Raw genomic sequence first — 26512 nt, 5'->3', positions numbered from 1 at the left:
CCATCAGCCATTGATATTTATTACAAATTGCCAAACTTGCAGCTGTAGCAATAAAAAAAGGAGATCCGAAGATCTCCTTTTTATGTCAGCTCAGCAGCAATTATTCAGCGGCTGGCTCTTTGGTTTGTGCTTCTTTGATAGACAGACGCACACGACCCTGACGATCCACTTCCATTACCTTCACGGTAACTTCCTGGTTCAGTTGCAGGTGGTCAGATACGTTGGCTACACGCTCATCGCTGATCTGAGAGATGTGTACCAGACCATCTTTGCCAGGCAGGATGTTCACGAAGGCACCGAAGTCAACGATACGGATAACCTTACCTGTGTACAGACGGCCCACTTCCACTTCAGAGGTGATTTCCTCGATGCGGCGGATAGCTTCGCGGGTAGCGTCGCCATTGTTAGAGGCAATCTTCACAGTACCGTCATCTTCCAGCTCGATGGTGGTACCGGTTTCTTCGGTCAGCGCACGAATAACCGCGCCGCCTTTACCGATAACATCACGGATCTTCTCTGGGTTGATCTTGATGGTGGTGATACGTGGTGCGAAGTCAGAGATATCTGGACGGGCGCTGCCGATGGCCTGGTCCATCACGTTCAGGATGTGAACGCGGGCGCCGTAAGCCTGTTGCAGAGCGATTTCCATGATTTCTTTGGTGATACCTTCGATTTTGATGTCCATCTGCAGTGCAGTAACACCATCACGGGTACCGGCTACTTTGAAGTCCATGTCGCCCAGGTGATCTTCGTCACCCAGGATGTCAGACAGAACCACGAAGTTGTCGCCTTCTTTCACCAGACCCATGGCAATACCAGCCACGGAAGTCTTGATAGGTACACCGGCATCCATCAGCGCCAGAGAGGTACCGCACACAGAGGCCATGGAAGAAGAACCGTTGGACTCGGTGATTTCAGATACCACACGTACAGAGTATGGGAACTCTTCGGCAGACGGCATTACCGCATTGATACCACGCCATGCCAGCTTGCCGTGACCGATTTCGCGGCGCTTTGGCGAGCCAACCATACCGGTTTCACCCACAGAGTATGGAGGGAAGTTGTAGTGCAGCATGAAGCGGTTGGTGCGCTCGCCCATGATGGAGTCAATCTTCTGAGCATCACGCTCGGTACCCAGAGTACAGGTTACCAGCGCCTGAGTTTCACCGCGGGTGAACAGCGCGCTGCCGTGGGTACGTGGCAGTACACCGGCCATTACAGACAGGGCACGGATCATGTCTGGCTCGCGGCCATCGATACGTGGCATGCCAGCGATGATGCGGCTGCGAACTACGTTCTTCTCGAGGCTACCCAGCAGATCGGCGGCTTCACGTACGTTCACTTCAGGATTGGCTTCCTGCAGCTTGGCGATGGTGGCTTTCTTCACTTCACCAACGGCTTCGTAACGCTCTTGCTTGGCCATGATCTGGTAAGCGGCAGTCAGACCTTCTTCGGCCAGTTCTTTGATTTGCGCAACCAGAGTTTCGTTCTTAACAGGTGCAGTCCAATCCCAACGTGGCTTGCCGGCTTCGGCAGCAAACTCGTTGATGGCAGAGATAACAACCTGCTGCTGGTCATGACCGTAAACCACGGCGCCCAGCATCACTTCTTCCGGCAGAGATTTAGCTTCAGATTCCACCATCAGTACGGCGCCCTGGGTACCGGCAACCACCAGATCCAGTTCACTGCCAGCCAGTTCGGCGGCACCTGGGTTCAGTACGTATTCGCCGTTCACATAACCCACACGGGCAGCGCCCAGAGGACCGTTGAAAGGAATACCGGAGATAGCCAGCGCAGCGGAGGTACCAATCATGGCAACGATGTCCGGCTCAATCTGAGGATCTACCGATACCACTGTGATGATGACCTGTACTTCGTTGGTAAAGTCATCGGGGAACAGAGGACGGATAGGACGGTCGATGAGACGGGCAATCAGAGTTTCGTCTTCAGAAGGACGGCCTTCACGCTTGAAGAATCCACCTGGGATCTTACCGGCTGCGTAGGTCTTCTCCTGATAGTTTACAGTCAGCGGAAAGAAGTCACGGCCTGGGTCCGCTTCCTTTTTGCCCACAACAGTTACCAGAACTGTAGTGTCGCCCATGCTGGCCATAACGGCACCATCGGCTTGACGAGCGATTACACCTGTTTCCAGGGTGACTGTATGCTGACCATACTCAAAACTTTTTACGATAGGATTCACGTGACCCATTCCTTAATTAATGACCTTGAAATACGCGCGTAAGTATACTGCAAGTCAAGCAGATAGTTAAAGAGCGGATTCTGGTGACAAATCTGCAACTTTTCACTAAAGTGAGGATTATTGGTCGGCAAAAAAGAGCGCCAGGCGCCAAGTATGTCGATGTCCTCCCTGACCCGGAACCCGATTGATGGCGATAAGGTTTAAGTCACTTACTTGGAAACAAACCAACCTCGTTGTTTTTTCAGCGCTATTTTTTGCTATTGCCGTGTTTATTGTGGAACTGTCACTGATGGTGATGTCCACCCGTGAAGCGCTGACTTCCAACCAGCAGGAGCTGCTGGATTCGGTTGAACAGCCTGCCGCCAACGCCGTTTGGGCCCTCGATGACAACCTCGCCCGCCAAACCCTCGAAGGGGTGCTCAAAGTTGAGCATGTGGGTGCATCCGTGATTGAGCTGGATGACGGTTCCATGTTTGTCTCAGTCAGCAACAGCAAAAATACCTATTCAGACTTTTTTCGCGATCTCAGTGAAGAGCTGTTTGGTGACCTGCGCGAAATCTCACGTCCCCTTTACCGCCCCTTCTACTTTGAAGGCTCACGCCAGCAGCAACTGATTGGCACCCTGACCATTTTTTACGATACCCAGGAGCTTGCCAACAGCCTGTTCGGCCAGCTTAAAGTCGGCTTCCTCGCCACTCTGGCGCGGGCCTTACTGCTGACCATGGTGTTATCGATTGTGTTCCACCGCTTTTTGACTCAGCCCATTGCCCGCATCAGCGAGGCCATCGACAAGATTGAGCCTGAGTCCCCCGATGAAAACCTGCTGCCGATTTCAGATGCCCACAAGGACGACGAGCTCGGGCTGGTAACCACCAAGCTGAATCAAATTCTGCTGCAATTTGGCCAAACCCAAAGCAAGCTGCGCAAGATGGCCACCAGAGACCCGCTCACCGGGCTACCAAATCGCACCCTGCTGCTGGAAACCATTGCCGTGACCATTCAGCGCGCCAGAGTGCACAGACGTGCCTTCGCACTGCTGTTTATCGACCTGGACCGCTTCAAAAACGTAAACGACTCCCTTGGTCATGCCCTTGGCGATCAGTTCCTTGCACGTATTGCGCGGCTGCTTGAGCGGGTTGTCGGTGATAAAGGCACAGTCGCCCGCCTTGGCGGTGACGAGTTCGTAATTCTGGCTGATGAAATTAACTCCGCCGATATGGCGGCAGACTTTGTTGATAAGCTGCTGTTTCAGCTAAATAACCCAATTCAGCTTGGTGACCACTCAATCCACCCGGCCGCATCGGTAGGGATCTCCCTCTACCCGGAAGACGGTAACAGCGCCGAAGATCTTATTCGCCACGCTGATATCGCCATGTACAGCGCCAAGGCCTCCGGCTCGAACCAATGGGCCTTCTTCAAGCAGCAAATGACCGAGCGCGCGGCCGTGCGTCTGCGCACCGAAGCCTCGCTGCACGATGCCCTGAAAAACGATGAGTTTCTGCTGCACTTTCAGCCCAAACTGGACCTGTCCACCGGCAAACTCATGGGCTGTGAAGCGCTTATTCGCTGGAAAAAAGATGGCCGTCTGATAAGCCCCATGTCGTTTATTCCTGTGGCAGAAGAAACCGGCATCATAGTGCCCATCGGCCGCTGGGTATTGGAGCAAAGCTGCAAGACGCTGCGCCAATGGCAAAAGCAATATAACTTTGCCATCCCTATTGCGGTAAATGTCGCATCACAGCAGTTTGCCGACGCAAGCCTGGTGCCCGACATCAAACAAATGGCATTGCGCTATCAAATCCAGCCGGAGCTGCTGGAAATCGAAATCACCGAAACCTCATTGATGAGCGATGTGGAAGCGGCCATCAGCAAGCTTGAGCAGCTTAAGAATGCGGGTTTTGGTATTGCTGTGGATGACTTTGGTACCGGCTATTCGTCGCTGTCGTACCTGCGCCACTTGCCCATCACCACCATGAAAATCGACCGCTGCTTCGTGTCTGACCTGCCAAGCGACAGCGCCATCGCCTCGACTATTCTGATGCTGGGTAAGCAGCTGGATCTGCGTATTGTGGCTGAAGGGATTGAAAATGAGCTGCAACTGGAGTGGCTGAGAAAAGCCGGTTGTGGTGTGGGTCAGGGCTTTTATTTCAGCCCGCCGCTGCCGGTGGAAGAGTTTGAACAGAAGTATTTCCAAAGCAGTACCGCCAGCGTCCATGATTTGAGTGGCTGATACTGATTAGGTCATCAAGCACCCACAAGCCTGAAAAACAGGCATGAAAAAAGGAGGCATAAGCCTCCTTTTTCCTGTATCTGCGGTGCTGATTAGCGACGCAGACCCAGCTTTTGGATCAGCGCAGTGTAACGCTGAGCATCGGTACGCTGCAGGTAAGACAGCAGCTTACGACGAGAGCTAACCATACGCAGCAGACCACGACGTGAGTGATGATCGTGGATGTGAGTCTTGAAGTGACCCTGCAGGTGGTTGATCTGAGCAGTCAGCAGAGCTACCTGAACTTCAGTAGAACCAGTGTCGTTTTCACCACGGCCAAACTCAGCCAGGATTTTTGCTTTAGCTTCAGTACTTAGTGACATGAATATCTCCAAAATATCAGTAAATTGTCTCAGCCGATCACTAACTCAGCCGAGAAGACGCGCTATTTTAGCCGCATTCAACCTTGGCCGCAACCGCTTTAATCGTTGTCGTTTGTGAAGACAACCAAGCGCTTGGGCGCCAATTGACCATCGTCGTTCATCTTGCCGATGCCAACGAAGCGTCTGGCTTCACCGAGGGTGATCCGCATCAGCGAATCGCCGCTGATGCCAGCAACCCGAACCGGATTACCATTCATCAGATAAGGCGCCACCGCATCGGGAATGTTCACTTCGGGCAAGTCGGCCACCGCGGTGTCCATCGGCAGCAGCAGTTGGTCGAGCAGAGTCTTGGACTCGACGCCCTGCTCTTCGGCCTGTGCTACCAGCGCTTCCAACTCTTCGATGGTGACCATACGCTCATAGGGGTAGGCCGCCACGGCAGTGCGGCGCAGCATAATGACGTGAGCACCACAGCCAAGTTTTTCACCGAGGTCATCGATGATGGTACGGATGTAAGTTCCCTTGGAGCAGTGGATATCCAGCGTCAGCTCATCGCCTTCAAGCTTGATAAAGTTAAGCTCGAACACAGTGATTGGCCGTGCTTCGCGGGGCACTTCCTTACCTTCGCGGGCATATTTGTACAGGGGCTGGCCCTGATACTTGAGCGCCGAGAACATGGACGGCACCTGCATGGTATCGCCGCGGAAACTGTCCAGCGCCGCATCCAGTGCGTCCTGGGTAAAGTTCAGCGGTCGGGTGCTGACCACTTCGCCGTCGGAATCACTGGTATCGGTACGCTCACCCAGTTTGGCGGTTACCAGATAACGCTTATCGGCATCCAAGAGATGCGATGAAAACTTGGTTGCCTCGCCCAGACACACTGGCAGCATGCCAGTTGCCAGCGGATCGAGCGCACCTGTGTGGCCGGCTTTGGCCGCATTGTAAAGCCGCTTCACCCGCTGCAATGCATGGTTGGAACTCATGCCAGTGGGTTTATCGAGCAGCACTATGCCGTCGATATTGCGGCCCTTGGTGCGTCTTGCCATCAGTTTTCTCCGCCCTCGGTAGCCTCGCCTTCTTCGTCGGCGTGGCCTTTTTTGGCTTCGTCATTGCGGATCACCTGGCTAACCAGGTTGGACATGCGCATACCTTCCACCAAAGAGGCGTCGTAGATAAAGCGCAGTTCAGGCATCACCCGCAGCTTCATGCGGCCAGCAACCAGGGTACGAGCGAAGGGCGCAGCGGCGTTAAGGGCAGCCAGCTTGTCCTCAATAATTTTTGGATCTTCTTCGAAGAAGGTGACATAAACCTTGGCGTGGCTCAGATCGCGGGACACGTCCACATCATTCACTGTCACCATGCCGATACGGGGATCTTTCATATCCCGCTGCAGCACCATTGCCAGCTCCTGTTGCAGCTGCTGGCCGATGCGGCGGGTACGACTAAATTCTCTTGCCATGATGTTATTACCGTAAAATCAACAAGGGCGGCCTAAGCCGCCCTTTTGGTTGTTAGAGTGTCCGTGCGACTTCGATGGTTTCGAACACTTCGATTTGGTCGCCTACGCGAACATCGTTGTAGTTCTTCACCCCGATACCACACTCCATGCCGTTGCGGACTTCGTTAACGTCGTCCTTAAAGCGGCGCAGAGACTCGAGCTCACCTTCGTAGATAACCACGTTGTCACGCAGTACACGGATTGGCGCGCTGCGCTTCACAACACCCTCGGTGACCATACAACCGGCGATTGCACCCAGTTTAGGCGACTTGAACACATCGCGCACTTCGGCCAGACCGATGATCTGCTGCTTGAACTCAGGTGACAGCATGCCGCTCATGGCAGACTTCACTTCGTCAATCAGGTCGTAGATCACGCTGTAGTAGCGCAGATCAACGGCTTCAGATTCGATGGTCTTACGGGCCTGAGCATCGGCACGCACGTTAAAGCCAACCATGATGGCGTTCGAGGCCGCAGCCAGAGTGGCGTCGGTTTCGGTCAGCGCACCCACACCGGAAGCAATGATATTGACCTTCACTTCGTCGGTAGACAGCTTACGCAGCGAGTCGGAAATGGCTTCCAGAGAACCCTGTACGTCGGCCTTCAGTACCACGTTCAGTTCCTGTACTTCGCCTTCGGTCATGTTGGCGAACATGTTCTCCAGCTTGGCCTTCTGCTGACGTGCCAGCTTAACTTCACGGAACTTGCCTTGACGATACAGGGCAACTTCACGGGCTTTACGCTCGTCACGCACTACAGTGGCTTCATCACCGGCTGAAGGTACGCCAGACAGACCCAGGATCTCTACTGGAATAGAAGGACCGGCTTCCTGAATTGGCTTGCCGTTCTCGTCTTTCATGGCACGGATTTTACCGTACTCGAGACCACACAGAACGATGTCGCCCTGACGCAGTGTACCTTCCTGAACCAGAACGGTTGCTACCGGACCACGGCCCTTGTCGAGCTGAGATTCGATAACCACACCGGCGGCCATACCTTCGCGGCGAGCCTTGAGTTCCAGCACTTCGGCCTGCAGCAGAATGGCTTCGAGCAGTTCGTCAACACCGGTACCCGCTTTGGCAGATACGTGAACGAACATGTTGTCGCCACCCCAGTCTTCCGACATAACGGCGTGCTGGGCCAGCTCGCTCTTCACGCGATCCGGATCGGCTTCTGGCTTATCCATCTTGTTCACAGCCACAATCAAAGGCACGTTACCGGCCTTGGCGTGCTGGATAGCTTCGATGGTCTGTGGCATTACGCCGTCATCGGCGGCCACTACCAGAATTACGATGTCAGTTGCCTTGGCACCACGTGCACGCATTGCGGTAAACGCGGCGTGACCTGGGGTATCCAAGAAGGTGATCATGCCGTTATCGGTTTCTACGTGGTATGCACCGATATGCTGGGTAATACCACCTGCTTCACCGGCGGCAACCTTGGCACGGCGGATATAATCCAGCAGCGAGGTCTTACCGTGGTCAACGTGACCCATGATGGTTACTACCGGGGCGCGTGGCTCCAGCTTCTCATCATCGTCACGGTCGGCCAGTACCTGATGCTCCAGCTCGTTTTCACGCAGCAGTACCACCTTGTGGCCCATCTCCTCGGCAACCAGCTGAGCAGTTTCCTGATCCAGCACCTGGTTGATGGTAACCATGGAGCCCATCTTCATCATCTGCTTGATGATTTCGGTAGCTTTCACGGCCATCTTCTGCGCCAGCTCGGCTACAGTAACGGTTTCACCAACACGCACTTCACGGTTCACAGCAGCCACAGGCTTGTTAAAGCCGTGTGCCATGGACTCAGGCGTGTTCTTGTGACGCATGTGCTTCTCACGACCTTCACGGGCATCTTTACCACCACGCTTACTCTTGGTCTGAGTCTTGTTGCGGTTGCGACGGCCACGCTTCTCTTCGTCCTGATCGGCGGTGTCTTCGGCGGCACGGGCCACTTTAGAGGTGGTCACATGGTGATCGCCAAAACGCTCGGCCTCGATGCGACGACGCTCTTCTTCGGCCCAACGGCTTTCGTTTTCTTCAGCCAGTGCACGCGCCTTTTCTTTGGCAGCGGCAGCTTCTTCGTCGGCCTTACGCTTAGCAGTTTCTTCCTGCTGCGCTTTCAGGCGGGCAGCTTCGGCGCGAGCTTCTTCGGTCTCAGCCTGTTTGGCCGGATCTTTGGAAGCAGCCTTGGCATCAGCTTCTGCCTTGGCTTTTGCCTTGGCAGCGGCTTCGGCTTTGGCCTTGGCGTCAGCTTCGGCTTTTGCTTTGGCAGCAGCCTCTGCTTCGGCTTTTGCCTTGGCAGCGGCTTCGGCTTCTGCCTGAGCGCGGGCTTCTTCTTCCGCTTTCAGGGCAGCTTCGTTGCCATCACGCTTCACGAAAGTACGCTTCTTACGCACTTCTACTTTAACGTCTTTAGACTGGCCACCGCTGGATACACTCAGGGTAGACACAGTTTTACGCTGCAGCGTCATCTTGGTTGGCTGCGCGTCGCCGCCGTGTTGCTTCTTGAGATAATCAAGCAGCTGCTGCTTTTCAGTTTCTGTCACACTGTCGGCTTTGGCCTTTTTGATACCGGCCTGGGCGAACTGTTCAATCAGTCGCTCAACAGATTTGCCAACTTCTGTGGCTAATTTCTCTACCGTCATTTCCGTCATTAGTTACCTCCCCTGTTGATCGACTTAAGACTCTTCGCCAAACCAACAGATGTTACGGGCAGCCATGATCAGCGCGCCGGCTTTTTCTTCTGTCAATTCTTCTATTTCGATCAAATCATCAATGCCTTGTTCGGCCAAATCTTCCAGAGTGACAACGCCACGGCTGGCCAGTACAAACGCCAGGTGACGCTCCATACCGTCAAGATTCAGCAGCTCTTCGCTCGGCTCAGCGCCGTCCAGGGCTTCTTCCGAGGCCAACGCACGGGTAGAGATAGCTGCTTTGGCACGCTCGCGCAGCGCTTCAACGATGTCGTCGTCAAAGCCGTCGATGGCCAGCAGTTCAGCTACGGGTACGTAAGCCACTTCTTCCAGTGAGGTGAAGCCTTCATCGGCCAGCACCTGAGCAAAATCTTCATCTACGTCCAGTGACTCCATGAACAGGGTAACCACCTTGGCGCTTTCGGCCTGGTGCTTGGCGTTCATGTCTTCCACTGTCATTACGTTCAGTACCCAACCGGTCAGCTGAGTTGCCAGACGCACGTTCTGACCATTGCGGCCGATGGCCTGGGCCAGAGAGTCCGCTTCAACCGCGATGTCCATCGAGTGGTTGTCTTCATCAACGATGATAGAAGCCACATCGGCAGGGGCCATGGCGTTGATCACGAACTGGGCTGGGTTGTCGTCCCACAGCACGATATCCACGCGCTCACCACCGAGCTCGTTAGAGACGGCTTGCACACGGGCACCACGCATACCGACACAGGCACCGATAGGATCGATGCGGCGGTCGTTGGACTTCACGGCAATCTTGGCGCGACTACCTGGGTCACGGGCTGCACCCATAACCTCAATCATTTCGTCAGCAATTTCTGGCACTTCAACACGGAACAGCTCAATCAGCATTTCCGGCTTGGTGCGGGTCAGATACAACTGAGCGCCACGGGCCTCAGGGCGTACTGCATACAGCAGGGCACGAACGCGGTCGCCTGGGCGGAAAGATTCACGGGCAATCAGGTCTTCCTTGTACAGCACGCCATCGGCGTTGTTGCCAAGGTCAACGATCACGCTGTCACGGTTGGACTTTTTAACCACACCTGTGATGATCTCGCCTTCTTTATCGTAAAACTGTTCAACTACCTGAGCACGTTCGGCTTCGCGCACTTTCTGCACGATAACCTGCTTGGCAGTTTGGGTGGTGATACGGTCGAATACCACGGACTCAATTTCGTCCTCGATAAACTCGCCAACCTGAATTTCAGGATCTTCATAGCGAGCGGCTTCGAGGGTAATTTCGCGGTAAGGGTTTTCCAGCGCTTCGCCGTTATCCTCTACCACCATCCAGCGGCGGAACGTTTCGTAGTCACCGGTCTTGCGATCGATAGCCACACGAACGTCGATATCACCTTCGTACTTTTTCTTGGTAGCCGTGGCCAGTGCGGTTTCCAGCGCCTCAAAAATCTTTTCACGCGGAACGGCTTTTTCATTTGAAACCGCTTCAGCGACCAGCAGAATCTCTTTATTCATCGTCTTGCCTCGTTCACCTTGAAACTATCAAAACTTCGCAATAATGTTGCCTTTGCGGATATTGTCCAGGGCAACGACCAACGCTTTGCCATCGACTTTGATGGTCAGCATCTGGCCGTCAACCGTGTCGATAACGCCTTTCAAATTCCGACTGCCTTCCACAGGCATGGTCAGTTGTACTTTCACATCTTCACCGATGTAACGGGCATACTGAGCCGCGTTGAACAACGGGCGGTCTAGCCCGGGTGAAGACACCTCAAGGGTGAATTCGTGAGAAATAGGATCTTCAACATCGAGGATCGCACTGATTTGGCGACTGGATTCGGCGCAGTCGTCCACGGAAATGCCCTTCTCGCTGTCGATATAAACGCGCAGGATAGAATGTTTACCCGCTTGCACGTATTCAATGCCCCACACCTCATAGCCCAAGGCTTCGACAGCCGGTGTCAGCATCTCTGCCAGTCTGGTTTCCAAAGTCGCCAAAGTGACCCCCCAAAAAACAAAAAAGGGCTATAAAGCCCCAGTACTGTACCGCAAACCTCGCGGCGGATCTGAAAGTCCATATAACAAAAAACCCCGTAATAACGAGGTCATTGCTTCTAAGAACCTGTTTACAGTAGCGAATTCTTCCGTAAATTCGAAACTGGGAGCTGGTTGCGGGGGCCGGATTTGAACCGACGACCTTCGGGTTATGAGCCCGACGAGCTACCAAGCTGCTCCACCCCGCGTCAACTGCTGCAAGTATATTGACTTACGTCGTTTCTTGCAATGACTGATAGTCGCTTAAGCTGTAACAGTCGTTTTTAAAATTGGTGCCGAGGGCGGGACTTGAACCCGCACGTCCGTTAGGACACAGCCACCTCAAGGCTGCGCGTCTACCAATTTCACCACCTCGGCTAATCTTGCTTTTTAGTCAGGGATTTTGGTCTCTGACTGTTCGGTTTGCTGAACTTCCTGAGCGGCAGGTTCAGAACCGATGTTGTTCCATTTATCTTCCTGCTTCACGTGGTGTGCACTCAGGTTGCCGATGATCAGGCTCAGAGTGAAAAACGCCACTGCAAGGATGGCTGTGGAACGGGTCAAAAAGTTGCCTGAACCACTGGAACCAAACAGGGTACCCGATGCACCGGCGCCAAATGACGCGCCCATATCGGCCCCTTTACCTTGCTGGATGAGTACCAGGCCAATCAGACCCAGGGCAACCAACAAGTAAATAACTATCAGTACTTCGTACATATCATGCGCTCATTGCTATGGAACACAGGGTTAAAAACTCGGTTGAGTTTAAACTGGCTCCGCCAATCAGTCCACCATCAACATCAGGCTGGGCAAACAAATCTGCCGCATTGCTCGGCGTCACACTGCCGCCGTAGAGGATCCTGATGTTCTCGCCGATAAAGGGAGACACTTCAGAGAGCCTTCTGCGTATAAACGCATGCACTTCCTGGGCTTGCTCTGGTGTAGCGCTTTTGCCTGTGCCTACTGCCCAAAGCGGCTCGTAAGCGATAATGGCATTATCAAAAGCCATGGTGCCGTTCTTTTCGATCACCACATCCAGCTCTTCTGCAATCACCTCGAAGGTGCGTCTTGCTTCACGCGCTGGACCGGATTCACCAACACAAAGTATTGGGGTCAGTCCGTGCTTTTGAGCGGCGGCGAACTTCTCTGCGACTATGTCGCTGGTTTCACCATACATTCTTCGCCGCTCTGAATGTCCGACAATTACATATCGACATCCGGAATCTTTCAGCATCTGCCCGGATATTTCACCGGTATAGGCACCAAAGTCATGTTGACTTAAGTTTTGCGCGCCCATTCGAACCAAGCAGCCGTTGAGGGCTTCTTTATTCGCTTCAAGCAGTTGCCTGACGCTTTCAAGGTAAATTGCCGGCGGACACAACACGACTTCCGCTGAATCGTTTTGGAGCTTAACGGCAAACTTGCTGAAGAGTTCCTGAGCCAGCGCTGAGCTGCCATTCATCTTCCAGTTACCTGCTACCATTGGACGCCTGAGTGCCATCACCATCTCCTCTGAAAGCGGAGCGAATAATAGCGAACCGCGTTTTAAGTTACAACACCTATTTTCGACTTTTTGGCAAAAACAGGCTCGACTGTTGCTTTTTTATTCCAGCGAGCCCATTTTTGCTTAAAACGCGCGCTAAGCTACTAAAATTTATACATTAACGCTTTTACACCGCCGCTTTTACCGCATCGGCAATTGCATTGGCAAGACGGGTTACCGTGTCTTTGTGCTCACCTTCCACCATCACCCGCAGCAGCGGCTCGGTGCCGGATTTGCGCAGCAGTACCCGGCCGCGTTCACCAAGCTCACGCTCAACTTCGGCAACCTTGGCAGTCACGCTTTCAGCTTCCAGTGGATTCTTATCGCCTTCAAAGCGGACATTGACCAGAATTTGCGGGAACATCTTCAGATCATTAATCATCTCTTTCAGATCTTTACCGCTGCGACGCATCGCCGCCAGCACCAGGATACCTGCCACAATGCCGTCACCTGTAGTGCCATGGTCGAGATTGAGAATATGACCAGAGTTTTCGCCGCCAATGCGCCAGCCATGCTCTTTCAGCAGTTCCATCACATAGCGGTCGCCCACTTTGGAGCGGGCAAAAGGAATGCCTTCTTCTTTTAATGCCAGCTCCAAACCGAGGTTGGCCATTTGCGTGCCTACCACGCCGCCTTTAAGAATGCCGCGCTCTTTGGCATCGCGGGCAAGGATATAAAGGATTTGGTCGCCATCGACAATCTCTCCATCACGGGTCACCATCATGATTCGGTCGCCGTCGCCATCCAGGGCAATCCCCAGATCAGCTTTAACTTCGATTACCTTGTCACGGATGGCTGCCATGGAGGTAGCACCGCACTTATCGTTGATGTTCATGCCGTTTGGCTCAATGCCAATGGCAACGACATCGGCGCCGAGTTCACGGAATACCGCCGGGGCAATGTGATAGGTTGCGCCGTGGGCACAATCCACCACGATTTTAAGGCCACTCAGGGTCTGATCTGCGGGGAAGTTACCTTTGCAATATTCAATATAACGGCCGCGGGCATCGTCGATACGGGACACCTTGCCAAGGTGCTGGGACTCAGCACACTCCAGTGGCTTTTCGAGTTCAGCTTCAATTTGCAGTTCAATCTCGTCATCTAACTTGCTGCCGTCAGTGGAGAAGAACTTGATGCCGTTATCATAATAAGGATTGTGGGAAGCGCTGATCACCACCCCGGCTTCGGCGCGGAAGGTACGGGTAAGATAGGCAACGGCCGGCGTAGGCATTGGCCCCATCAGCAGCACATTCAATCCAGCGGATGAAAAACCCGCTTCCAGCGCCGACTCAAACATATAACCCGAAATGCGGGTGTCTTTACCAATAATCACCTTGCGGGTTCCGGTACGGGCCAGAACCCTGCCGGCGGCCCAGCCCAGCTTAAGCGCCAGTTCAGGCGTCATCTGGCCTGAACCTACCTTGCCACGAATGCCATCGGTTCCAAAAAATTTACGTTGCGACACGCTCTACCCCATTTACTCTCTGGTCCTTGCAGGACTTCAACTTTCTTATGCTGTCACATCCTGTGTCACAGCTTGTCATAGGCTCCGGTTGCCTCGAGTACCTTAAGTACATCGACAGTCTCGGCAACATCGTGAACCCGAATGATATTGGCTCCCTGCTGGGCGGCCAGCATAGCGCCGGCCAGGCTGCCCGCGAGACGTGAGGTCGCATCGCGGCCAAGCAGATTGCCAAACATACTCTTGCGGGACAGTCCCGCCAATAACGGCAAGCCAAAGCGCTCAAAGGCTGCAAATCGGGCGAGCAGCTCATAATTGTGCGCCAGGGTTTTGCCGAATCCAAAACCAGGATCAAGGATAATCTGCGCCTGTGGGATCCCGGCGTCAACACAGGCGGCAATCCGATGTTCAAAAAACGAACACACATCATCAATCAGATTGTCATATTGTGGACTGTGCTGCATGGTGCGCGGCTGACCTTGCATGTGCATCAGACACACCGGCAAACCAGTGGCGGCCGCGGCGGCCAGAGCACCAGGCTCCTGTAACGCCCGCACATCATTAATCAGATGGGCACCCGCTAGGGCAGCTTCCCGCATCACCTCGGCTTTGCTGGTATCCACGGACACCCACACATCGTGGGTGCGGGCAACATATTCCACCAGCGGAATGACCCGGCAAAGCTCCTCATCAAGCGACACCTCGGCGGCCCCTGGCCGGGTGGACTCGCCGCCAATGTCGATAATGCCCGCGCCTTGCTGTACCAGCTGATCGGCATGATCGCATGCCGACTCAATCGCGGCGAATCGGCCGCCATCGGAAAAAGAGTCAGGGGTGACATTCAGGATGCCCATCACCACCGGGCGACTCAGAACGAGGGTTTTGTCCCTGGCTGTAAGCGTGAACACGTGCTCTCCTCAAACAAGAAAACCCCGAGACCGGGGTTTTCTTTTATTACATCAATCCTGCGACAGCATCAGTGTTTGGTCACAGGCTCGTCGGGATTCAGGTCCGTCGGCTTGGCGGCTTCATCTTCTGAGGCAGCCTCAACACCTTTGTTACCCTTATCGCCTTTGTCGCCATTTTGCTCGTCTTTCTGCCAGTCGGCAGGCATACGCACTTCACGGCGCTCCATCAAATCTTCAATCTGACGGGAGTCGATAGTCTCGTACTTCATCAGCGCGTCTTTCATGGCATGCAGGATGTCCATGTTATCAACCAGTAGCTGATTGGCACGCTCATAGTTACGGTCGATGATGACTTTCACTTCGGCGTCGATAAGCGCAGCCGTTTCGTCGGACATGTGCTTGGCCTTGGCCATAGAGCGGCCGAGGAACACTTCGCCTTCTTCATCGGCATAGAGCAGCGGGCCAAGCTTGTCGGAGAAGCCCCACTGGGTCACCATGTTACGGGCGATAGACGTGGCATACTTGATGTCCTGAGAGGCGCCGGTAGAGACCTGCTCGGTGCCGTAGATAAGCTCTTCGGCCAGACGACCACCGTAGGCAACCGAGATTTTACTCTCAAGTTTACGGCGACTCTGACTGACAGCATCCGCCTCGGGCAAGAAGAAGGTTACACCCAGCGCGCGACCACGGGGAATAATGGTCACCTTGTGCACAGGGTCGTGCTCAGGCACCAGATAACCCACAATGGCGTGACCAGCTTCGTGGTAGGCGGTCATTTCTTTTTCGGCTTCCGACATCACCATGGAGCGGCGCTCGGCGCCCATCATGATTTTGTCTTTGGCACGCTCAAACTCTTCCATGCTTACCACGCGGCGGTTACCGCGGGCGGCAAACAGCGCTGCTTCGTTGACCAGGTTGGCCAAATCGGCACCTGAGAAGCCAGGCGTACCACGGGCAATTACGCTCGCTTTCACGTCTTCTGCCAGTGGCACTTTGCGCATATGCACTTTCAGAATTTGCTCACGGCCACGAACATCTGGCAGACCCACAACAACCTGACGGTCGAAACGGCCTGGACGCAACAGCGCCGCGTCCAGCACGTCCGGACGGTTGGTCGCGGCAATAACGATAATACCTTCGTTACCTTCAAAGCCATCCATCTCAACCAGCATCTGGTTTAGGGTCTGCTCACGCTCATCGTGACCACCACCGAGACCTGCACCGCGCTGACGGCCCACGGCATCGATTTCGTCGATAAAGATGATACAAGGCGCGGACTTCTTGGCCTGGTCGAACATGTCGCGCACGCGGGATGCACCCACACCGACGAACATTTCCACGAAGTCAGAACCGGAAATGGTAAAGAATGGCACCTTGGCTTCACCGGCAATGGCCTTGGCCAGCAGGGTTTTACCTGTACCTGGAGGACCTACCATCAGCACGCCGGTAGGAATGCGACCACCCAGTTTCTGGAACTTGGTTGGGTCACGCAGGTAGTCCACCATTTCCTTCACTTCTTCTTTGGCTTCATCACAGCCAGCCACGTCTGCGAAGGTGGTTTTAATCTGGTCTTCACTCATCAGCTTGGCTTTGCTTTTGCCAAAGGACATAGCGCCTTTGCCGCCACCGCCCTGCATCTGACGCATAAAGAAGATCCACACCCCAATCAGCAGCAGCATCGGGAACCAGGAGATGAAGATTTGGGTCAGGAAACTGGATTCCTGCGCTTCTTCGCCCTTCATGGTCACGCCTTTGCGATCGAGGTCGTTAATCAGATCCTGATCGTACATGGGCATGATAGTAGTGAACTTTTCACCACTGCGTTTCTGCCCTTCGATAGTGCGTTGGTCGCTTTTGATTTCGACCGTGGCGATTTGGCCGGAACGAACATCGTCCAGGAAGGTGGAGTAATCCATCTTCTGCGATGACGAAGAAGAGGGGGAATAGCCCTGGAACACCGACATCAGCACAACGGCGATGACGACCCAGAGAATGAGATTTTTTGCCATATCACTCAAGTTAGTAGGCCTCTTTACAGTCTTGCGAAGCTAAGCCTCAGGGTACTACAACTTGTACCCTGTTGCCACCAGATAGACTTCACGGGAACGCGCCCGCGATGAGTCCGGTTTACGTGTTTTGACGACCTTGAACGCCTCTTTGACCGCTTTCATGTATTCGTCAAAGCCCTCCCCCTGAAAGACTTTAACGGCAAAGCTGCCGTTGGGCGCCAATACCTGATGGCACATGTCCAGCGCCAGTTCCACCAGATACATGGCCCGGGGCTGATCAACACCACCAGTACCACTCATGTTGGGTGCCATATCAGACAACACCACATCTACTTTATCGTCACCCACCCGTTCAAGGAGGGCTTCGAGTACCGCATCTTCACGGAAATCGCCCTGCAGGAAGTCTACCCCAACGATGGGATCCATCGGCAGAATATCACAGGCAACAACCTTGCCCCTATCACCCACAAGTTTGACAGCCACCTGGGACCAGCCACCGGGGGCTGCACCCAAATCCACCACTGTCATGCCGGGTTTAATCAGATGATCCTTTTCCTGCAGTTCTTCCAGTTTGAAAGCGGCGCGGGAACGTAAGCCCCGTTTTTGGGCCAATTTCACATAGTGATCATCGAAATGCTCCTGCATCCACCGGGTGGAGCTGGCAGAACGTTTTTTAGCTGTCATTAAAAATCCGCGACAAATGAGAGTTACACAAGGGCTATATAAGGGTAGAATACCCAACTTTCAACAGTAACTCAGCAAAAGTTGGTAGAAATGAACCTGACGACCAAACAGAAACAGCATCTCAAAGGACTGGCGCACGATTTAAAGCCGGTGGTGCTGCTCGGGGCCAATGGCCTGACCGAGGGAGTGCTGGCTGAAATCGACGGAGCCCTGAATCACCACGAACTTATCAAGGTGAAAGTGGCTACCAGCGATCGCGAAATGAAACTCGCCATCGTTGACGCCATTGTACGTGAAACCCAGGCTGCCAAAGTACAGCTTATCGGTCACGTGCTGGTGCTGTATCGCCAGTCCGAAGAGCAAAAGATTGGCCTGCCAAAGGCGCGTTAATCTTTCGCCCTCTCGCGTGAGAGAATCAACAAAAAAGCCGCTGAAAAGCGGCTTTTTTGTTTGATGGCAGCAGAAATCAGATGTATTCCACTTCCACCACTTCGTAGGCAGTCACACCTGCCGGGGTCGTGATATTCACTTCATCCCCCAGGTTTTTGCCAATCAGACCTCGGGCAATAGGCGAGTTCACCGAAATCAGGTTTTCTTTGATATTGGCTTCATCATCACCCACGATGCGGTAAGTCACTTCGGCATCAGTATCCAGGTTCAAAATGGTCACTGTGGTGCCAAAAATGATGCGGCCAGTGTTGGGCATCTTGGTCACATCGATGATTTGCGCGTTGGACAACTTGCCTTCGATATCACGGATGCGGGCTTCACAGATCCCCTGCTCTTCACGGGCAGCGTGATATTCGGCGTTTTCCTTAAGATCGCCAAGCTCCCTTGCCGCGGCAATGGCTTCAGTGATTTTAGGGCGACGGTCGAACTTCAAAAAGTCCAGTTCTTTACGGAGCTGCTCGGCTCCAACCACCGTCATAGGCACCTTATTCATAGTGTCTTTCGTCTCCTTAAAACAAAAGCAACCTGATGCCGGTATCAAACCAGCACAGGAAAACGATGCGTGAAATTGGCGCTAGTGTACCCTGAAATCCGTGCCCGATGCACGACAATTCCCCATGAAAAACGCCCCTTGCGGGGCGTACATAAGTAGGGGGAAAAGTGTAAGCCTTACTTGCGAACGCCTTCCACCACCAGGTCCAGGGTCACGTGGGTCGAGGCTGGGCCCAAATCATAGTTAATGTTGTAGTCCTTAAGGGCAAAGCTGGTTGTGCCGGTGAAGCCCGCACGGTATCCACCCCAGGGATCGGTGCCCTCACCCACGGCTACGGCGTCGATAACCAGCGGCTTGGTCACACCATTTAAGGTGAAGTTACCGCTGATTTGCAATTTGCCATCGGCGCCGGCCGTTACTGAGGACGACTCAAACACAGCCTCACTGTATTTGCCTGCATTGATAAAGTCGGCACTCTTTAGGTGTTTGTCACGCTCGGCGTGGTTCGAGTCCAGACTCTGGGTGTTAACCTTCACCTTTACTTTAGCGGTTTCAGGAGATTTGGCGTCAAAGCTGAATTCACCGCCAAAATCATTGAAGCGCCCTACAACAAAGCTGTAGCCCAGGTGATTCACTTTAAAATGGATAGACGCGTGGGCGCCCTGGCTGTCAATCACATAGTCAGCGGCAAAGGCCGGGGCAGTCATCACAGTGCTGGCGAGCAGCGCAGAGATCAGTGTCTTTTTCATGGTTAAGCTTCCTTTTGCGGTCTTAAAATACGTAATAAGGTGGTGTCTTTATCAATCAGGTGGTGTTTGAGGGCCGCCAGCGCATGCAGAGCCACCAGGCCAATCAACGACCAGGCGAGCAGTGCATGTAGATCCCCGGCAAAATCTTCCTGCCCCTCAAAGGTCATCAAAGCCGGAACCGACACCAGACCAAACACATCCAGCGGCCTGCCATCGGCGGTGGAAATCAAATAGCCACTGAACACCAGTGCCAGCGGCAACAGGTAAAGCAGCAGATGAGTAAACCTGGCGGCCATCTGTTCAAGCGCGTTGCCGAATGCTTTGGGAGACGTACTTGTTACTCGTACGGCCAGTCTCAGCAGCAAGAGTACAAACATCAGAACGCCGAGGCCCTTGTGCCAAAAAGGCGCTGTCTTGTACCAGGGGCTGTAATAGGTGAGTTCCACCATCCACAGGCCCAGTGCAAACAGCCCCAATATCAGCAGTGCCATCAGCCAGTGGATACCTATGGCAAACCAACCATATCCGGAAGAACGATTTCGCCACATATGATCACCAAAGCGAGTTAACGAGAATGGTTATCATCTTACGGCGTGCATTGAAAAAGAAAATCGCTAAAAATCGCCAATACGGTTCGATTTTTTAGAAAAGTGAAGCAAACAGCACCGAAAACAGCATGGATGGGCCAGGTAAACACTGAGCTTTAGGAGGTATATGGCCGCCAACCCAGCCAATTTGCTGGTTAAATCGGCAGAAAAGCGCCATTTCACGGCACTTTGGCGAATAACTGGCCAGACGCACAGAATCTGCGGAAAAAGCGCTTGCAGGAAAAAAATGACCGCTATATTATACGCGCACTCCAGACGAGACGGGCACAACAACCCGGTCTGAAGTAGACGACTAACACTCAGTTTAGTTGCCCGAATAGCTCAGTTGGTAGAGCAGCGGATTGAAAATCCGCGTGTCCCTGGTTCGATTCCGGGTTCGGGCACCACCTTTCAGGCCGGCATAGCTCAGTTGGTAGAGCAACTGACTTGTAATCAGTAGGTCCCGAGTTCGACTCTTGGTGCCGGCACCAAAAAAGTAGTAGAAGCCACTCAAACGAGTGGCTTTTTTCGTTTTGATGCCCCCCTTTGCCCCGCCCCTTCCTGAAACCTTTGCTCAGACCATGACGATTCATTCAAATCATCGAGAGATGGATGAGTTGCCGGCATCAATTTCAAGCACAAAGTTTCAGGCACAAAAAAAGGAGGCCTGAGCCTCCTTTTTTATCTGCATCAACACATCGGACTGTTACTTCCAGCTGCGCATCTTATGGCCTTTCACGGCATAGAACAGGATAAACAGATAGCATGGCAACATGACCATATAGCCACCTTGCTGGCCAAGCGACGATGCCTGGCTGGTCAGTCCCCAGAACAGCGGACCGAAAGCACCACCGGCAATCCCCATCACCAACAGCGCAGAGCCTGTGCTGGTCAACTTGCCCATGCCAGACAGCGCCAGAGGCCATACTGCCGGCCATACAATGGCGTTAGCCAAACCGAGGAAAGCGATCAGCAGCAGAGTGTCTGGCAGCATGGCACCACCAAAAGGCACCAATACCGCATTGGCAATCGCATAGGAGCTGTTGTCACCAAACAGGATCCCCAGTGTCAGCAATATCCCCAGAATCGCAGAGACCATCAGTGCGGTCGGCTGAGAAATAAAGCGAGGGATAGTCAGGATACCCAGGGTGTAACCCAGCACCATACAAACCATGGTGTAAGAAGTCATCACACCGTAGTTTTCAACGCCCAGAGAGAGCGCGAAGGTACCAATGGTGTCACCGGCAATCACTTCCACGGCAACGTAGAAAAACAGTGCTACCACACCCAGAGCCAGATTTGGATGAGACAGGGCTTCACGGATCTGACCTTTGTTGTGCTCTTCGTCCTGCTCTTCACTTTCGAGTTCTGGCAGCGGGGACTTCTTGACCAAAATGGCAAGGAAACCGATAAACAATGCCATGCCCAGATAAGGGATCACCAGGCCATTGGCCATTTCATCGATTTGAGCGGCACTAAGTTCGGTACCCACGCGGTCTTTAAACGAGTCCAGGATCAGCGCGGTAAACACCAAAGGTGCGATAACACCAGCGCCTTTATTCAAAATACCCATCACACTGACGCGGGCCGCAGCAGACTCTTCAGGGCCAATGCGCACCACATAAGGGTTAACAGCAGTTTGCAGTAAGGTTTGGCCAGCGCCCATCACCAGCTGAGCAAACAGGAACAGTCCGAATATTTGCGTTTTGGCCGCTGGAATAAACAGCAACCCGGCGATCATCATGATCCCCATCCCCATCGCCATACCGGTTTTGTAACCCACTTTACGGATCACCCACGCGGAAGGCAGTGCGGTAAAGGTCACGGCAATATAGAAGGAGAACAGAATGAGTGAAGCCTGGAACGGGGTCAGTTGAAGGATCTGCTTAAGGTACGGCATCAAAGAGCCATTTAACCAGGTGGCAAACCCAAGAATGAAAAATAGCCCCGCGACAATCGCCATCGGGATAACGCTGCTACGTTTACTTTCACTTTTAAGAGTCATTTCCATAAGCCTGCTTTCTTATAGTAATTAATGTTGTGACATCAGGCTGGCTGACATCGGCTGACCAGTCGGTTTATCCCGCCCCTTAGGGTTAGAAGCCAGGAAAACCGGTTTTCTCCATCAATGTTTAACTGATGTTAAATCACAACACCTAAAAAGACAACGCTGTCATTTTATTAAAATGCGATTAACAAGGCCGCCTGAGGCGCCCCTGAGCGCCGGCAGGCTAACACCCCTGACTTAAATCCGGATGAATATGCCTTTGCGGTACATCCAGTAAAGCAACGCCCACTGCACCAGCAAAAAGCCGATAGCTGCCGCCAACGCCTGAGCAGGCAGAGGTAACACATTGATAAGTCCGCCAAAGAGGCTCTTACTGAGGTAATCCCAGTTCATCAGGCTGGACGCCAGATAAATAATGATGGAGTTAACTCCAATCACCACAAAGGGGAATGCCAGTCGTTTGGCACCGAGCAAATCCACCACCACATAAAAGAGAGCGAGGAACAGCAAGCTCCAGCCGGTGGTCACCAGTACAAAGCTTGAGGTCCACAAATCTTTGTTCACCGGCAATAGCGGATTAAGCCCCCAGCCGAGCACCAGTGCCAACACCCCTGCCCCGGCCAAAATCGCCGCCTTGGCCCAGTCACCCTTGGGGTGTGGCTTCGCAATAAAGCGGCCAACGAATACGCCCATCAGCGCATTCACTATGGCAGGCAAAGTGGAAAGAATGCCTTCTGGATCGTAAGGACGGTGTTGATAGGTGATCCCCGGCAGGAAATGGGTATCTACCCAGGCATTGATGGAGCCGGCGGGGGTCAGCACCCCAGCCTGACCACCCGGTACTGGCAGCCACAACTGAATCGCGGCGTAGCCGAGTAAAATCGCCACGGCCGCCACTATCTGAGTGCGAAGACTGCTGTGCCATACCAAAAGCGCGGCAAAGAACCAGGCAAAGGCGATGCGACCCAGCACACTGGCATAGCGCACCTCTTCTGGATGAGCCGGGATACCAGCACCCCAGCCGTGGTTATAAAGCACGCCCAGGGCCAACAGCAGAAACAGACGCTTAACCGCATGACGATAAATCGGATTGCGCTCGGCAGGCGGCAACTTATCGAGACGTTTGGGCGACAGCCCCAAAGCTACACCGGATAGGAAAATAAACAGGGGGAAAATCAAATCGTAGAAGGTAAAACCATGCCACTGACTGTGGTGCATTTCGGCATCGGCAAGCTGCCAGAACGACCAACCAGTGAGAGCGAAGAGTGCAATAAACAGCTTCTCTCCACCGAGGATCCAGAACATATCGAAGCCCCTCAAGGCATCGAGTGACATTAACCTCGGCTTGCCGGCCTTGGTCTGTGTTGCTTGCATCTTTTTATCCTTTGTTTTTGTTATGTTTTTTTGTTTTTCAGTTTGTTGCAGATAAAAACAGGCCCCGGAGGAGCTTACTCCGCCAGGGCCGGTAGTCGTCAAGTGTGGATCACAGACCAAACACCTGCTTGCCGCCAATCCAGGTACCACGGCAACGGCCGTTATCATCGAGCAGTACCATATCGGCTTGCTTACCGACAGCCAGGGTCCCCACCCTGTTGTCGATGCCAAGGAACGCGGCGGGATAGAGTGACGCCATGCGAATGGCTTCCGCCTGCGGCAGCCCCAACATGTCGACAGTATTTTGCACCGCACCGGCCATGTCCAGCACGCAGCCGGCCAACTCGCCGGTCAGGGCATTGAGCTTGTCGCCCTGACGCACTACCTGGATACCAAACAGCTCAAAGCTGGCGTTTTCATCCATCCCCACGGGCGGCATGGCATCGGTCACCAACATCACCTTACCGCGGGGCTTGGCTTTGATGGCAATACGGGCCGCCGCTGAATGCACGTGGTGACCATCAACAATCAAGCCACACCAGGCATCATCGCTGTCGATGGCAGCGCCAACCACGCCTGGCTCACGGGAAGTGAGTGCCGACATGGCATTATAAAGGTGGGTAAAACCGCTGGCACCAGCTTCGAGCGCGGCGACCGTAGTGGCGTAATCTGCATTGGAGTGACCCAAACAGACCTTAACCCCGGTTTCCACCAAAGCGCGGATGACCTCGGGTGACACATTCTCAGGAGCCAGGGTTACAACCTTCAGTCCCAGATCCTGACGGGCAAAAATCTCCAGCTCGCGATCGCCGATGCGGCGAATGTGCGACTCGGGATGCACACCTTTTTTGGGTACCGACAGATGCGGCCCTTCAAAGTGAACCCCAAGCACGCCGGTGGAGCCTTTGGCGATAGCTGCTGCTGCCGCATCGGCGGCGCGGGCCATGGTCTCAACCCCATCGGTAATGAGCGTCGGCAAATACCCTGTGGTACCAAAGCGGGCATGGGCGGCGCCTATGGCTTCAATAGCAGCCACAGTTGGGGTGTCGTTAAAGAGCACACCGCCGCCACCATTGACCTGCACATCGATAAAACCAGGCACCAGGGTGCCCTGCAATTTCACCTCGGCGCTGCCAGCTACGGTGTCGAGGGCCAGCACCAGGCCATCTTCCACAGTCACAGGCACATTGTGGTGAAACTGCTCGCCATCAAACAGGCGCTCGGCGATAAGGGTCGTTTTCATGCGCGCTCCGGGCAATAAATTACAGGGTCTGGGTAACCTTTTTCAGGCCTGCCGGTGCATCCGGGTCAATGCCACGGGCAACGGCTACGGCGGCCACATCAATGTAGAAGCGTTGCAGCAGTGCAAGTGGCGCCACCCGCGGGTGGATGTCGGTGGAGGTTTGGTTCAGGTGAACCAAATCGGCACCGCGGCTGCTGACGTTCTCAATCTGCTCGATGTGGCTGGCATAAGACTCATCGCCCACGCACACATCCACAATGGTCAGCTTCTTCTCAACCAGGGTCACAGGGCCGTGGAGGAATTCGGCACTGGAAAAGGCTTCAGCGTGGATAGAGCAGACTTCTTTAAGCTTCAGAGCAATCTCTTTGGAGACGGCATAGCCAAGACCACGCCCCAGTACCACCAGGTTACGCACGGCGCCAATGCCTTCGGCAGTCAGTTGAGGCTCGGCATTTACAGCGGCTTCCAGCGCGGCAGGCATGGTCTCAACAGCCTTCACCAGTGACTCACTCTGGGTCCAGGCAGCCGCCAGTTGGATAAGCGCAGACAGGGTGCACAGGTAGCTCTTGGTGGCAGCAACGGCTTTTTCTTCATCGGCGCGCAGCGGCAGAACCACATCCACTATGTCTTTGATAGGCGCAGACTCATCGTTCACCAAGGCCACACAGAAGGCACCGGCGTTTTTAGCCATACGGGCCTGGGCAAGAATATCAGGGCTGCGACCGGACTGGGAGATCACAATCACCAGAGCGCCTTCGAGTTTCAGCGACTTACCGTACACGCTGGCAACAGAAGGTGCGGCGGCAAAGGTAGGTACGCCGGTTTCGATTTCGAACAGGTACTTACCGAACACGCCGGCGTGATCGGAGCTGCCACGACCCACAATCATCACGAAGCGGGGGTTCAGTTCCCGCAGCTTGGCGCCGAGCTCGGCAGTGATCTGAGCGTTGGCAGCCAGCTGGGCCGCGATTTTGGCGGGAGCCGTGCGGGCTTCCTGCTCCATGATGGTATTGGTCATCTGTGTCACCTTAAGTCTGGAAATAGTGGGTAAAGTCAGCCGCCTCAGGCCGCTGACTGTTTTGTATGTTGTTGAATAGCAAAGAGCACTGCGCCCATTTCCGGGGCAGCCAATGTAGGTTCAAGCCGCGCGGTCACATCCGCATCCAGCCACTTGGCCAGGGGCTCGGCCAAACCACCAATCATGGAGAAGCGGCTTGGGTTCAGGGCAAACAACTTGCGGGCCATTTCGCTGATATAGGCGGCACCTTCCTGCATGATGGCCTTGGCCACCTCATCGCCTTCGTCGGCGGCGGACAGCACTTCGCGGGCAAGTTTGGCGTAGCAGCTCGATGAGCGGCCGGCCAGGTTCTCAACAATGCCCAGAGCATCGTTTACGCCCAGGTTGGCAAACAGACGTTCGGTCAGCGCACTGGGTTTGGCAAACCCGTCGAGGTGCAACAGCACATGCTCGGCGGCGCGCAGGCCCATCCAGGCACCGCTGCCCTTGTCGCCCAGCGCAAAGCCATGACCACCCAGGCTCAGGCTGTCATCACCCACATGCACATAGCCGCACGAGCCGGTGCCTGTGATAATCACAGCGCCATCGGCGCCCTGATGAGCACCGATACAGGCAGTATGCAGATCGGAAGTGACATACATGGCCTTGAAGGGATGCTGCCAGCCCTGCACATCGGCAAGCAGTCTTGGCACATTCACACCGGCAAGCCCGAGACCGGCCACCAGCGAACCTGCATCACTGAGGCTCAGGCCCGCATCTTTGAGCGCCAGCTCGGTAGATGCCAAAATCGACTCAAAGGTCTGCTCCAGACCAAACAAAGGGTTGGCTCGCCCGGCAACACCTGTGCCCAGCACCTCGAGTTTGTGGTTATACAGGGTAGCGCGGCATTTGCTGCCACCGCCATCTACACCCAGATACAACTGCCCTTCCAGGGTTTGGTCAAAAGCCATGAGTTCCTCTTTGCACATTTGGATTTGGCGTGGATCCGTTGTCCA

The 26512-nt window shown here is 54.1% G+C and carries 23 protein-coding genes and 4 tRNA genes; 4 read left to right on the top strand and 23 right to left on the bottom strand.

What is annotated here, in order from left to right:
- Nucleotides 1-100 precede the first annotated feature (100 nt).
- Nucleotides 101-2200: a polyribonucleotide nucleotidyltransferase gene (gene pnp / locus STH12_RS02475; protein ID WP_126166096.1), complete on the bottom strand. Its 2100-nt coding sequence runs from the start codon at nt 2198-2200 to the stop codon at nt 101-103.
- Nucleotides 2201-2387: 187 nt separating this feature from the next.
- On the opposite strand from pnp, the gene STH12_RS02470 reads away from it, so the two are divergent.
- Nucleotides 2388-4430 carry a putative bifunctional diguanylate cyclase/phosphodiesterase gene (locus tag STH12_RS02470; RefSeq protein ID WP_126166095.1) on the top strand — a complete coding sequence of 681 codons (2043 nt, stop codon included), beginning with the start codon at nt 2388-2390 and terminating at the stop codon, nt 4428-4430.
- 92 nt (nt 4431-4522) lie between these two features.
- Here the strand turns inward: STH12_RS02470 and rpsO are convergent, their stop codons facing one another.
- The 14 genes from rpsO to rlmE form a co-directional block, all read right to left on the bottom strand.
- Nucleotides 4523-4792 (bottom strand): 30S ribosomal protein S15, encoded by a 270-nt coding sequence (rpsO, locus tag STH12_RS02465; protein ID WP_126166094.1) that lies wholly within the window; start codon nt 4790-4792, stop codon nt 4523-4525.
- Between the two features lie 98 nt (nt 4793-4890).
- Nucleotides 4891-5838: a tRNA pseudouridine(55) synthase TruB gene (gene truB, locus STH12_RS02460; RefSeq protein ID WP_126166093.1), complete on the bottom strand. Its 948-nt coding sequence runs from the start codon at nt 5836-5838 to the stop codon at nt 4891-4893.
- Nucleotides 5838-6251 (bottom strand): 30S ribosome-binding factor RbfA, encoded by a 414-nt coding sequence (gene rbfA / locus STH12_RS02455; RefSeq protein ID WP_126166092.1) that lies wholly within the window; start codon nt 6249-6251, stop codon nt 5838-5840. Before rbfA ends, truB begins: the two co-directional genes overlap by 1 nt.
- A 52-nt stretch (nt 6252-6303) precedes the next feature.
- Nucleotides 6304-8946, bottom strand: coding sequence for a translation initiation factor IF-2 (infB, locus tag STH12_RS02450; protein WP_126166091.1), 2643 nt, complete (start codon nt 8944-8946; stop codon nt 6304-6306).
- A gap of 24 nt (nt 8947-8970) precedes the next feature.
- Nucleotides 8971-10470: a transcription termination factor NusA gene (gene nusA, locus STH12_RS02445; protein ID WP_126166090.1), complete on the bottom strand. Its 1500-nt coding sequence runs from the start codon at nt 10468-10470 to the stop codon at nt 8971-8973.
- Nucleotides 10471-10497: 27 nt separating this feature from the next.
- On the bottom strand, nt 10498-10953 hold the full coding sequence (rimP, locus tag STH12_RS02440; protein ID WP_126166089.1) for a ribosome maturation factor RimP: 456 nt from the start codon (nt 10951-10953) through the stop codon (nt 10498-10500).
- 168 nt (nt 10954-11121) lie between these two features.
- Nucleotides 11122-11198 (bottom strand) — tRNA-Met (locus STH12_RS02435).
- 82 nt (nt 11199-11280) lie between these two features.
- A tRNA-Leu gene (locus STH12_RS02430) sits at nt 11281-11367 on the bottom strand.
- Between the two features lie 12 nt (nt 11368-11379).
- Nucleotides 11380-11706, bottom strand: coding sequence for a preprotein translocase subunit SecG (secG, locus tag STH12_RS02425; protein WP_126166088.1), 327 nt, complete (start codon nt 11704-11706; stop codon nt 11380-11382).
- Nucleotide 11707: 1 nt separating this feature from the next.
- Nucleotides 11708-12490: a triose-phosphate isomerase gene (gene tpiA / locus STH12_RS02420; protein WP_126166087.1), complete on the bottom strand. Its 783-nt coding sequence runs from the start codon at nt 12488-12490 to the stop codon at nt 11708-11710.
- A gap of 169 nt (nt 12491-12659) precedes the next feature.
- Nucleotides 12660-13997 (bottom strand): phosphoglucosamine mutase, encoded by a 1338-nt coding sequence (glmM, locus tag STH12_RS02415; RefSeq protein WP_126166086.1) that lies wholly within the window; start codon nt 13995-13997, stop codon nt 12660-12662.
- 65 nt (nt 13998-14062) lie between these two features.
- Nucleotides 14063-14902, bottom strand: coding sequence for a dihydropteroate synthase (gene folP, locus STH12_RS02410; protein ID WP_126166085.1), 840 nt, complete (start codon nt 14900-14902; stop codon nt 14063-14065).
- Between the two features lie 68 nt (nt 14903-14970).
- Entirely contained in the window at nt 14971-16920 is a 1950-nt protein-coding gene (gene ftsH, locus STH12_RS02405) for an ATP-dependent zinc metalloprotease FtsH (protein WP_126166084.1), read from the bottom strand.
- Nucleotides 16921-16965: 45 nt separating this feature from the next.
- Entirely contained in the window at nt 16966-17595 is a 630-nt protein-coding gene (gene rlmE, locus STH12_RS02400; protein WP_126166083.1) for a 23S rRNA (uridine(2552)-2'-O)-methyltransferase RlmE, read from the bottom strand.
- A 90-nt stretch (nt 17596-17685) separates the two neighbouring features.
- On the opposite strand from rlmE, the gene yhbY reads away from it, so the two are divergent.
- Nucleotides 17686-17985 (top strand): ribosome assembly RNA-binding protein YhbY, encoded by a 300-nt coding sequence (gene yhbY / locus STH12_RS02395; RefSeq protein ID WP_126166082.1) that lies wholly within the window; start codon nt 17686-17688, stop codon nt 17983-17985.
- A gap of 76 nt (nt 17986-18061) precedes the next feature.
- Here yhbY and greA read toward each other — a convergent pair whose 3' ends face one another.
- The 3 genes from greA to STH12_RS02380 form a co-directional block, all read right to left on the bottom strand.
- A complete protein-coding gene (gene greA / locus STH12_RS02390; protein ID WP_126166081.1) occupies nt 18062-18538 on the bottom strand; it encodes a transcription elongation factor GreA in 477 nt (158 codons plus the stop codon).
- A 176-nt stretch (nt 18539-18714) separates the two neighbouring features.
- Nucleotides 18715-19287, bottom strand: coding sequence for a YceI family protein (locus STH12_RS02385; RefSeq protein WP_126166080.1), 573 nt, complete (start codon nt 19285-19287; stop codon nt 18715-18717).
- A 2-nt stretch (nt 19288-19289) separates the two neighbouring features.
- Nucleotides 19290-19835: a cytochrome b gene (locus tag STH12_RS02380; RefSeq protein ID WP_126166079.1), complete on the bottom strand. Its 546-nt coding sequence runs from the start codon at nt 19833-19835 to the stop codon at nt 19290-19292.
- 370 nt (nt 19836-20205) lie between these two features.
- Here STH12_RS02380 and STH12_RS02375 point away from each other — a divergent pair.
- Both STH12_RS02375 and STH12_RS02370 read left to right on the top strand, forming a co-directional pair.
- Nucleotides 20206-20281, top strand: a tRNA-Phe gene (locus STH12_RS02375).
- Nucleotides 20282-20289: 8 nt separating this feature from the next.
- Nucleotides 20290-20365 (top strand) — tRNA-Thr (locus tag STH12_RS02370).
- Between the two features lie 215 nt (nt 20366-20580).
- Here the strand turns inward: STH12_RS02370 and nagP are convergent.
- The 5 genes from nagP to nagK all read right to left on the bottom strand — a co-directional run bounded on the left by nagP (nt 20581) and on the right by nagK (nt 26467).
- Nucleotides 20581-21885 carry an N-acetylglucosamine MFS transporter NagP gene (gene nagP / locus STH12_RS02365; protein WP_174234564.1) on the bottom strand — a complete coding sequence of 435 codons (1305 nt, stop codon included), beginning with the start codon at nt 21883-21885 and terminating at the stop codon, nt 20581-20583.
- A 234-nt stretch (nt 21886-22119) separates the two neighbouring features.
- Nucleotides 22120-23256: a transmembrane glucosamine N-acetyltransferase NagX gene (gene nagX, locus STH12_RS02360; protein WP_126166077.1), complete on the bottom strand. Its 1137-nt coding sequence runs from the start codon at nt 23254-23256 to the stop codon at nt 22120-22122.
- 109 nt (nt 23257-23365) lie between these two features.
- Nucleotides 23366-24499, bottom strand: a complete 1134-nt coding sequence (nagA, locus tag STH12_RS02355; protein WP_126166076.1) for an N-acetylglucosamine-6-phosphate deacetylase — start codon at nt 24497-24499, stop codon at nt 23366-23368.
- Between the two features lie 19 nt (nt 24500-24518).
- A complete protein-coding gene (gene nagB-II, locus STH12_RS02350) occupies nt 24519-25517 on the bottom strand; it encodes a glucosamine-6-phosphate deaminase NagB-II (RefSeq protein ID WP_126166075.1) in 999 nt (332 codons plus the stop codon).
- A 44-nt stretch (nt 25518-25561) separates the two neighbouring features.
- A complete protein-coding gene (gene nagK / locus STH12_RS02345; RefSeq protein WP_126166074.1) occupies nt 25562-26467 on the bottom strand; it encodes an N-acetylglucosamine kinase in 906 nt (301 codons plus the stop codon).
- Nucleotides 26468-26512: the final 45 nt, after the last annotated feature.

The organism is Shewanella khirikhana, assembly GCF_003957745.1.
GTDB classification, from domain to species: domain Bacteria; phylum Pseudomonadota; class Gammaproteobacteria; order Enterobacterales; family Shewanellaceae; genus Shewanella; species Shewanella khirikhana.
The sequence above is the reverse complement of the archived record's forward strand: the minus strand, read 5'-3'. Positions and strand labels throughout refer to the sequence as shown.

Excerpts from the sequence above, each read along its gene's own strand:
- STH12_RS02470 (WP_126166095.1), top strand. The coding sequence starts at position 2,388 with ATGGCGATAAGGTTTAAGTCACTTACTTGGAAACAAACCAACCTCGTT.
- rpsO (WP_126166094.1), bottom strand. The coding sequence starts at position 4,792 with ATGTCACTAAGTACTGAAGCTAAAGCAAAAATCCTGGCTGAGTTTGGC.
- truB (WP_126166093.1), bottom strand. The coding sequence starts at position 5,838 with ATGGCAAGACGCACCAAGGGCCGCAATATCGACGGCATAGTGCTGCTC.
- rbfA (WP_126166092.1), bottom strand. The coding sequence starts at position 6,251 with ATGGCAAGAGAATTTAGTCGTACCCGCCGCATCGGCCAGCAGCTGCAA.
- infB (WP_126166091.1), bottom strand. The coding sequence starts at position 8,946 with ATGACGGAAATGACGGTAGAGAAATTAGCCACAGAAGTTGGCAAATCT.
- nusA (WP_126166090.1), bottom strand. The coding sequence starts at position 10,470 with ATGAATAAAGAGATTCTGCTGGTCGCTGAAGCGGTTTCAAATGAAAAA.
- secG (WP_126166088.1), bottom strand. The coding sequence starts at position 11,706 with ATGTACGAAGTACTGATAGTTATTTACTTGTTGGTTGCCCTGGGTCTG.
- tpiA (WP_126166087.1), bottom strand. The coding sequence starts at position 12,490 with ATGGCACTCAGGCGTCCAATGGTAGCAGGTAACTGGAAGATGAATGGC.
- rlmE (WP_126166083.1), bottom strand. The coding sequence starts at position 17,595 with ATGACAGCTAAAAAACGTTCTGCCAGCTCCACCCGGTGGATGCAGGAG.
- yhbY (WP_126166082.1), top strand. The coding sequence starts at position 17,686 with ATGAACCTGACGACCAAACAGAAACAGCATCTCAAAGGACTGGCGCAC.
- greA (WP_126166081.1), bottom strand. The coding sequence starts at position 18,538 with ATGAATAAGGTGCCTATGACGGTGGTTGGAGCCGAGCAGCTCCGTAAA.
- STH12_RS02385 (WP_126166080.1), bottom strand. The coding sequence starts at position 19,287 with ATGAAAAAGACACTGATCTCTGCGCTGCTCGCCAGCACTGTGATGACT.
- STH12_RS02380 (WP_126166079.1), bottom strand. The coding sequence starts at position 19,835 with ATGTGGCGAAATCGTTCTTCCGGATATGGTTGGTTTGCCATAGGTATC.
- nagP (WP_174234564.1), bottom strand. The coding sequence starts at position 21,885 with ATGGAAATGACTCTTAAAAGTGAAAGTAAACGTAGCAGCGTTATCCCG.
- nagX (WP_126166077.1), bottom strand. The coding sequence starts at position 23,256 with ATGCAAGCAACACAGACCAAGGCCGGCAAGCCGAGGTTAATGTCACTC.
- nagA (WP_126166076.1), bottom strand. The coding sequence starts at position 24,499 with ATGAAAACGACCCTTATCGCCGAGCGCCTGTTTGATGGCGAGCAGTTT.
- nagB-II (WP_126166075.1), bottom strand. The coding sequence starts at position 25,517 with ATGACCAATACCATCATGGAGCAGGAAGCCCGCACGGCTCCCGCCAAA.
- nagK (WP_126166074.1), bottom strand. The coding sequence starts at position 26,467 with ATGGCTTTTGACCAAACCCTGGAAGGGCAGTTGTATCTGGGTGTAGAT.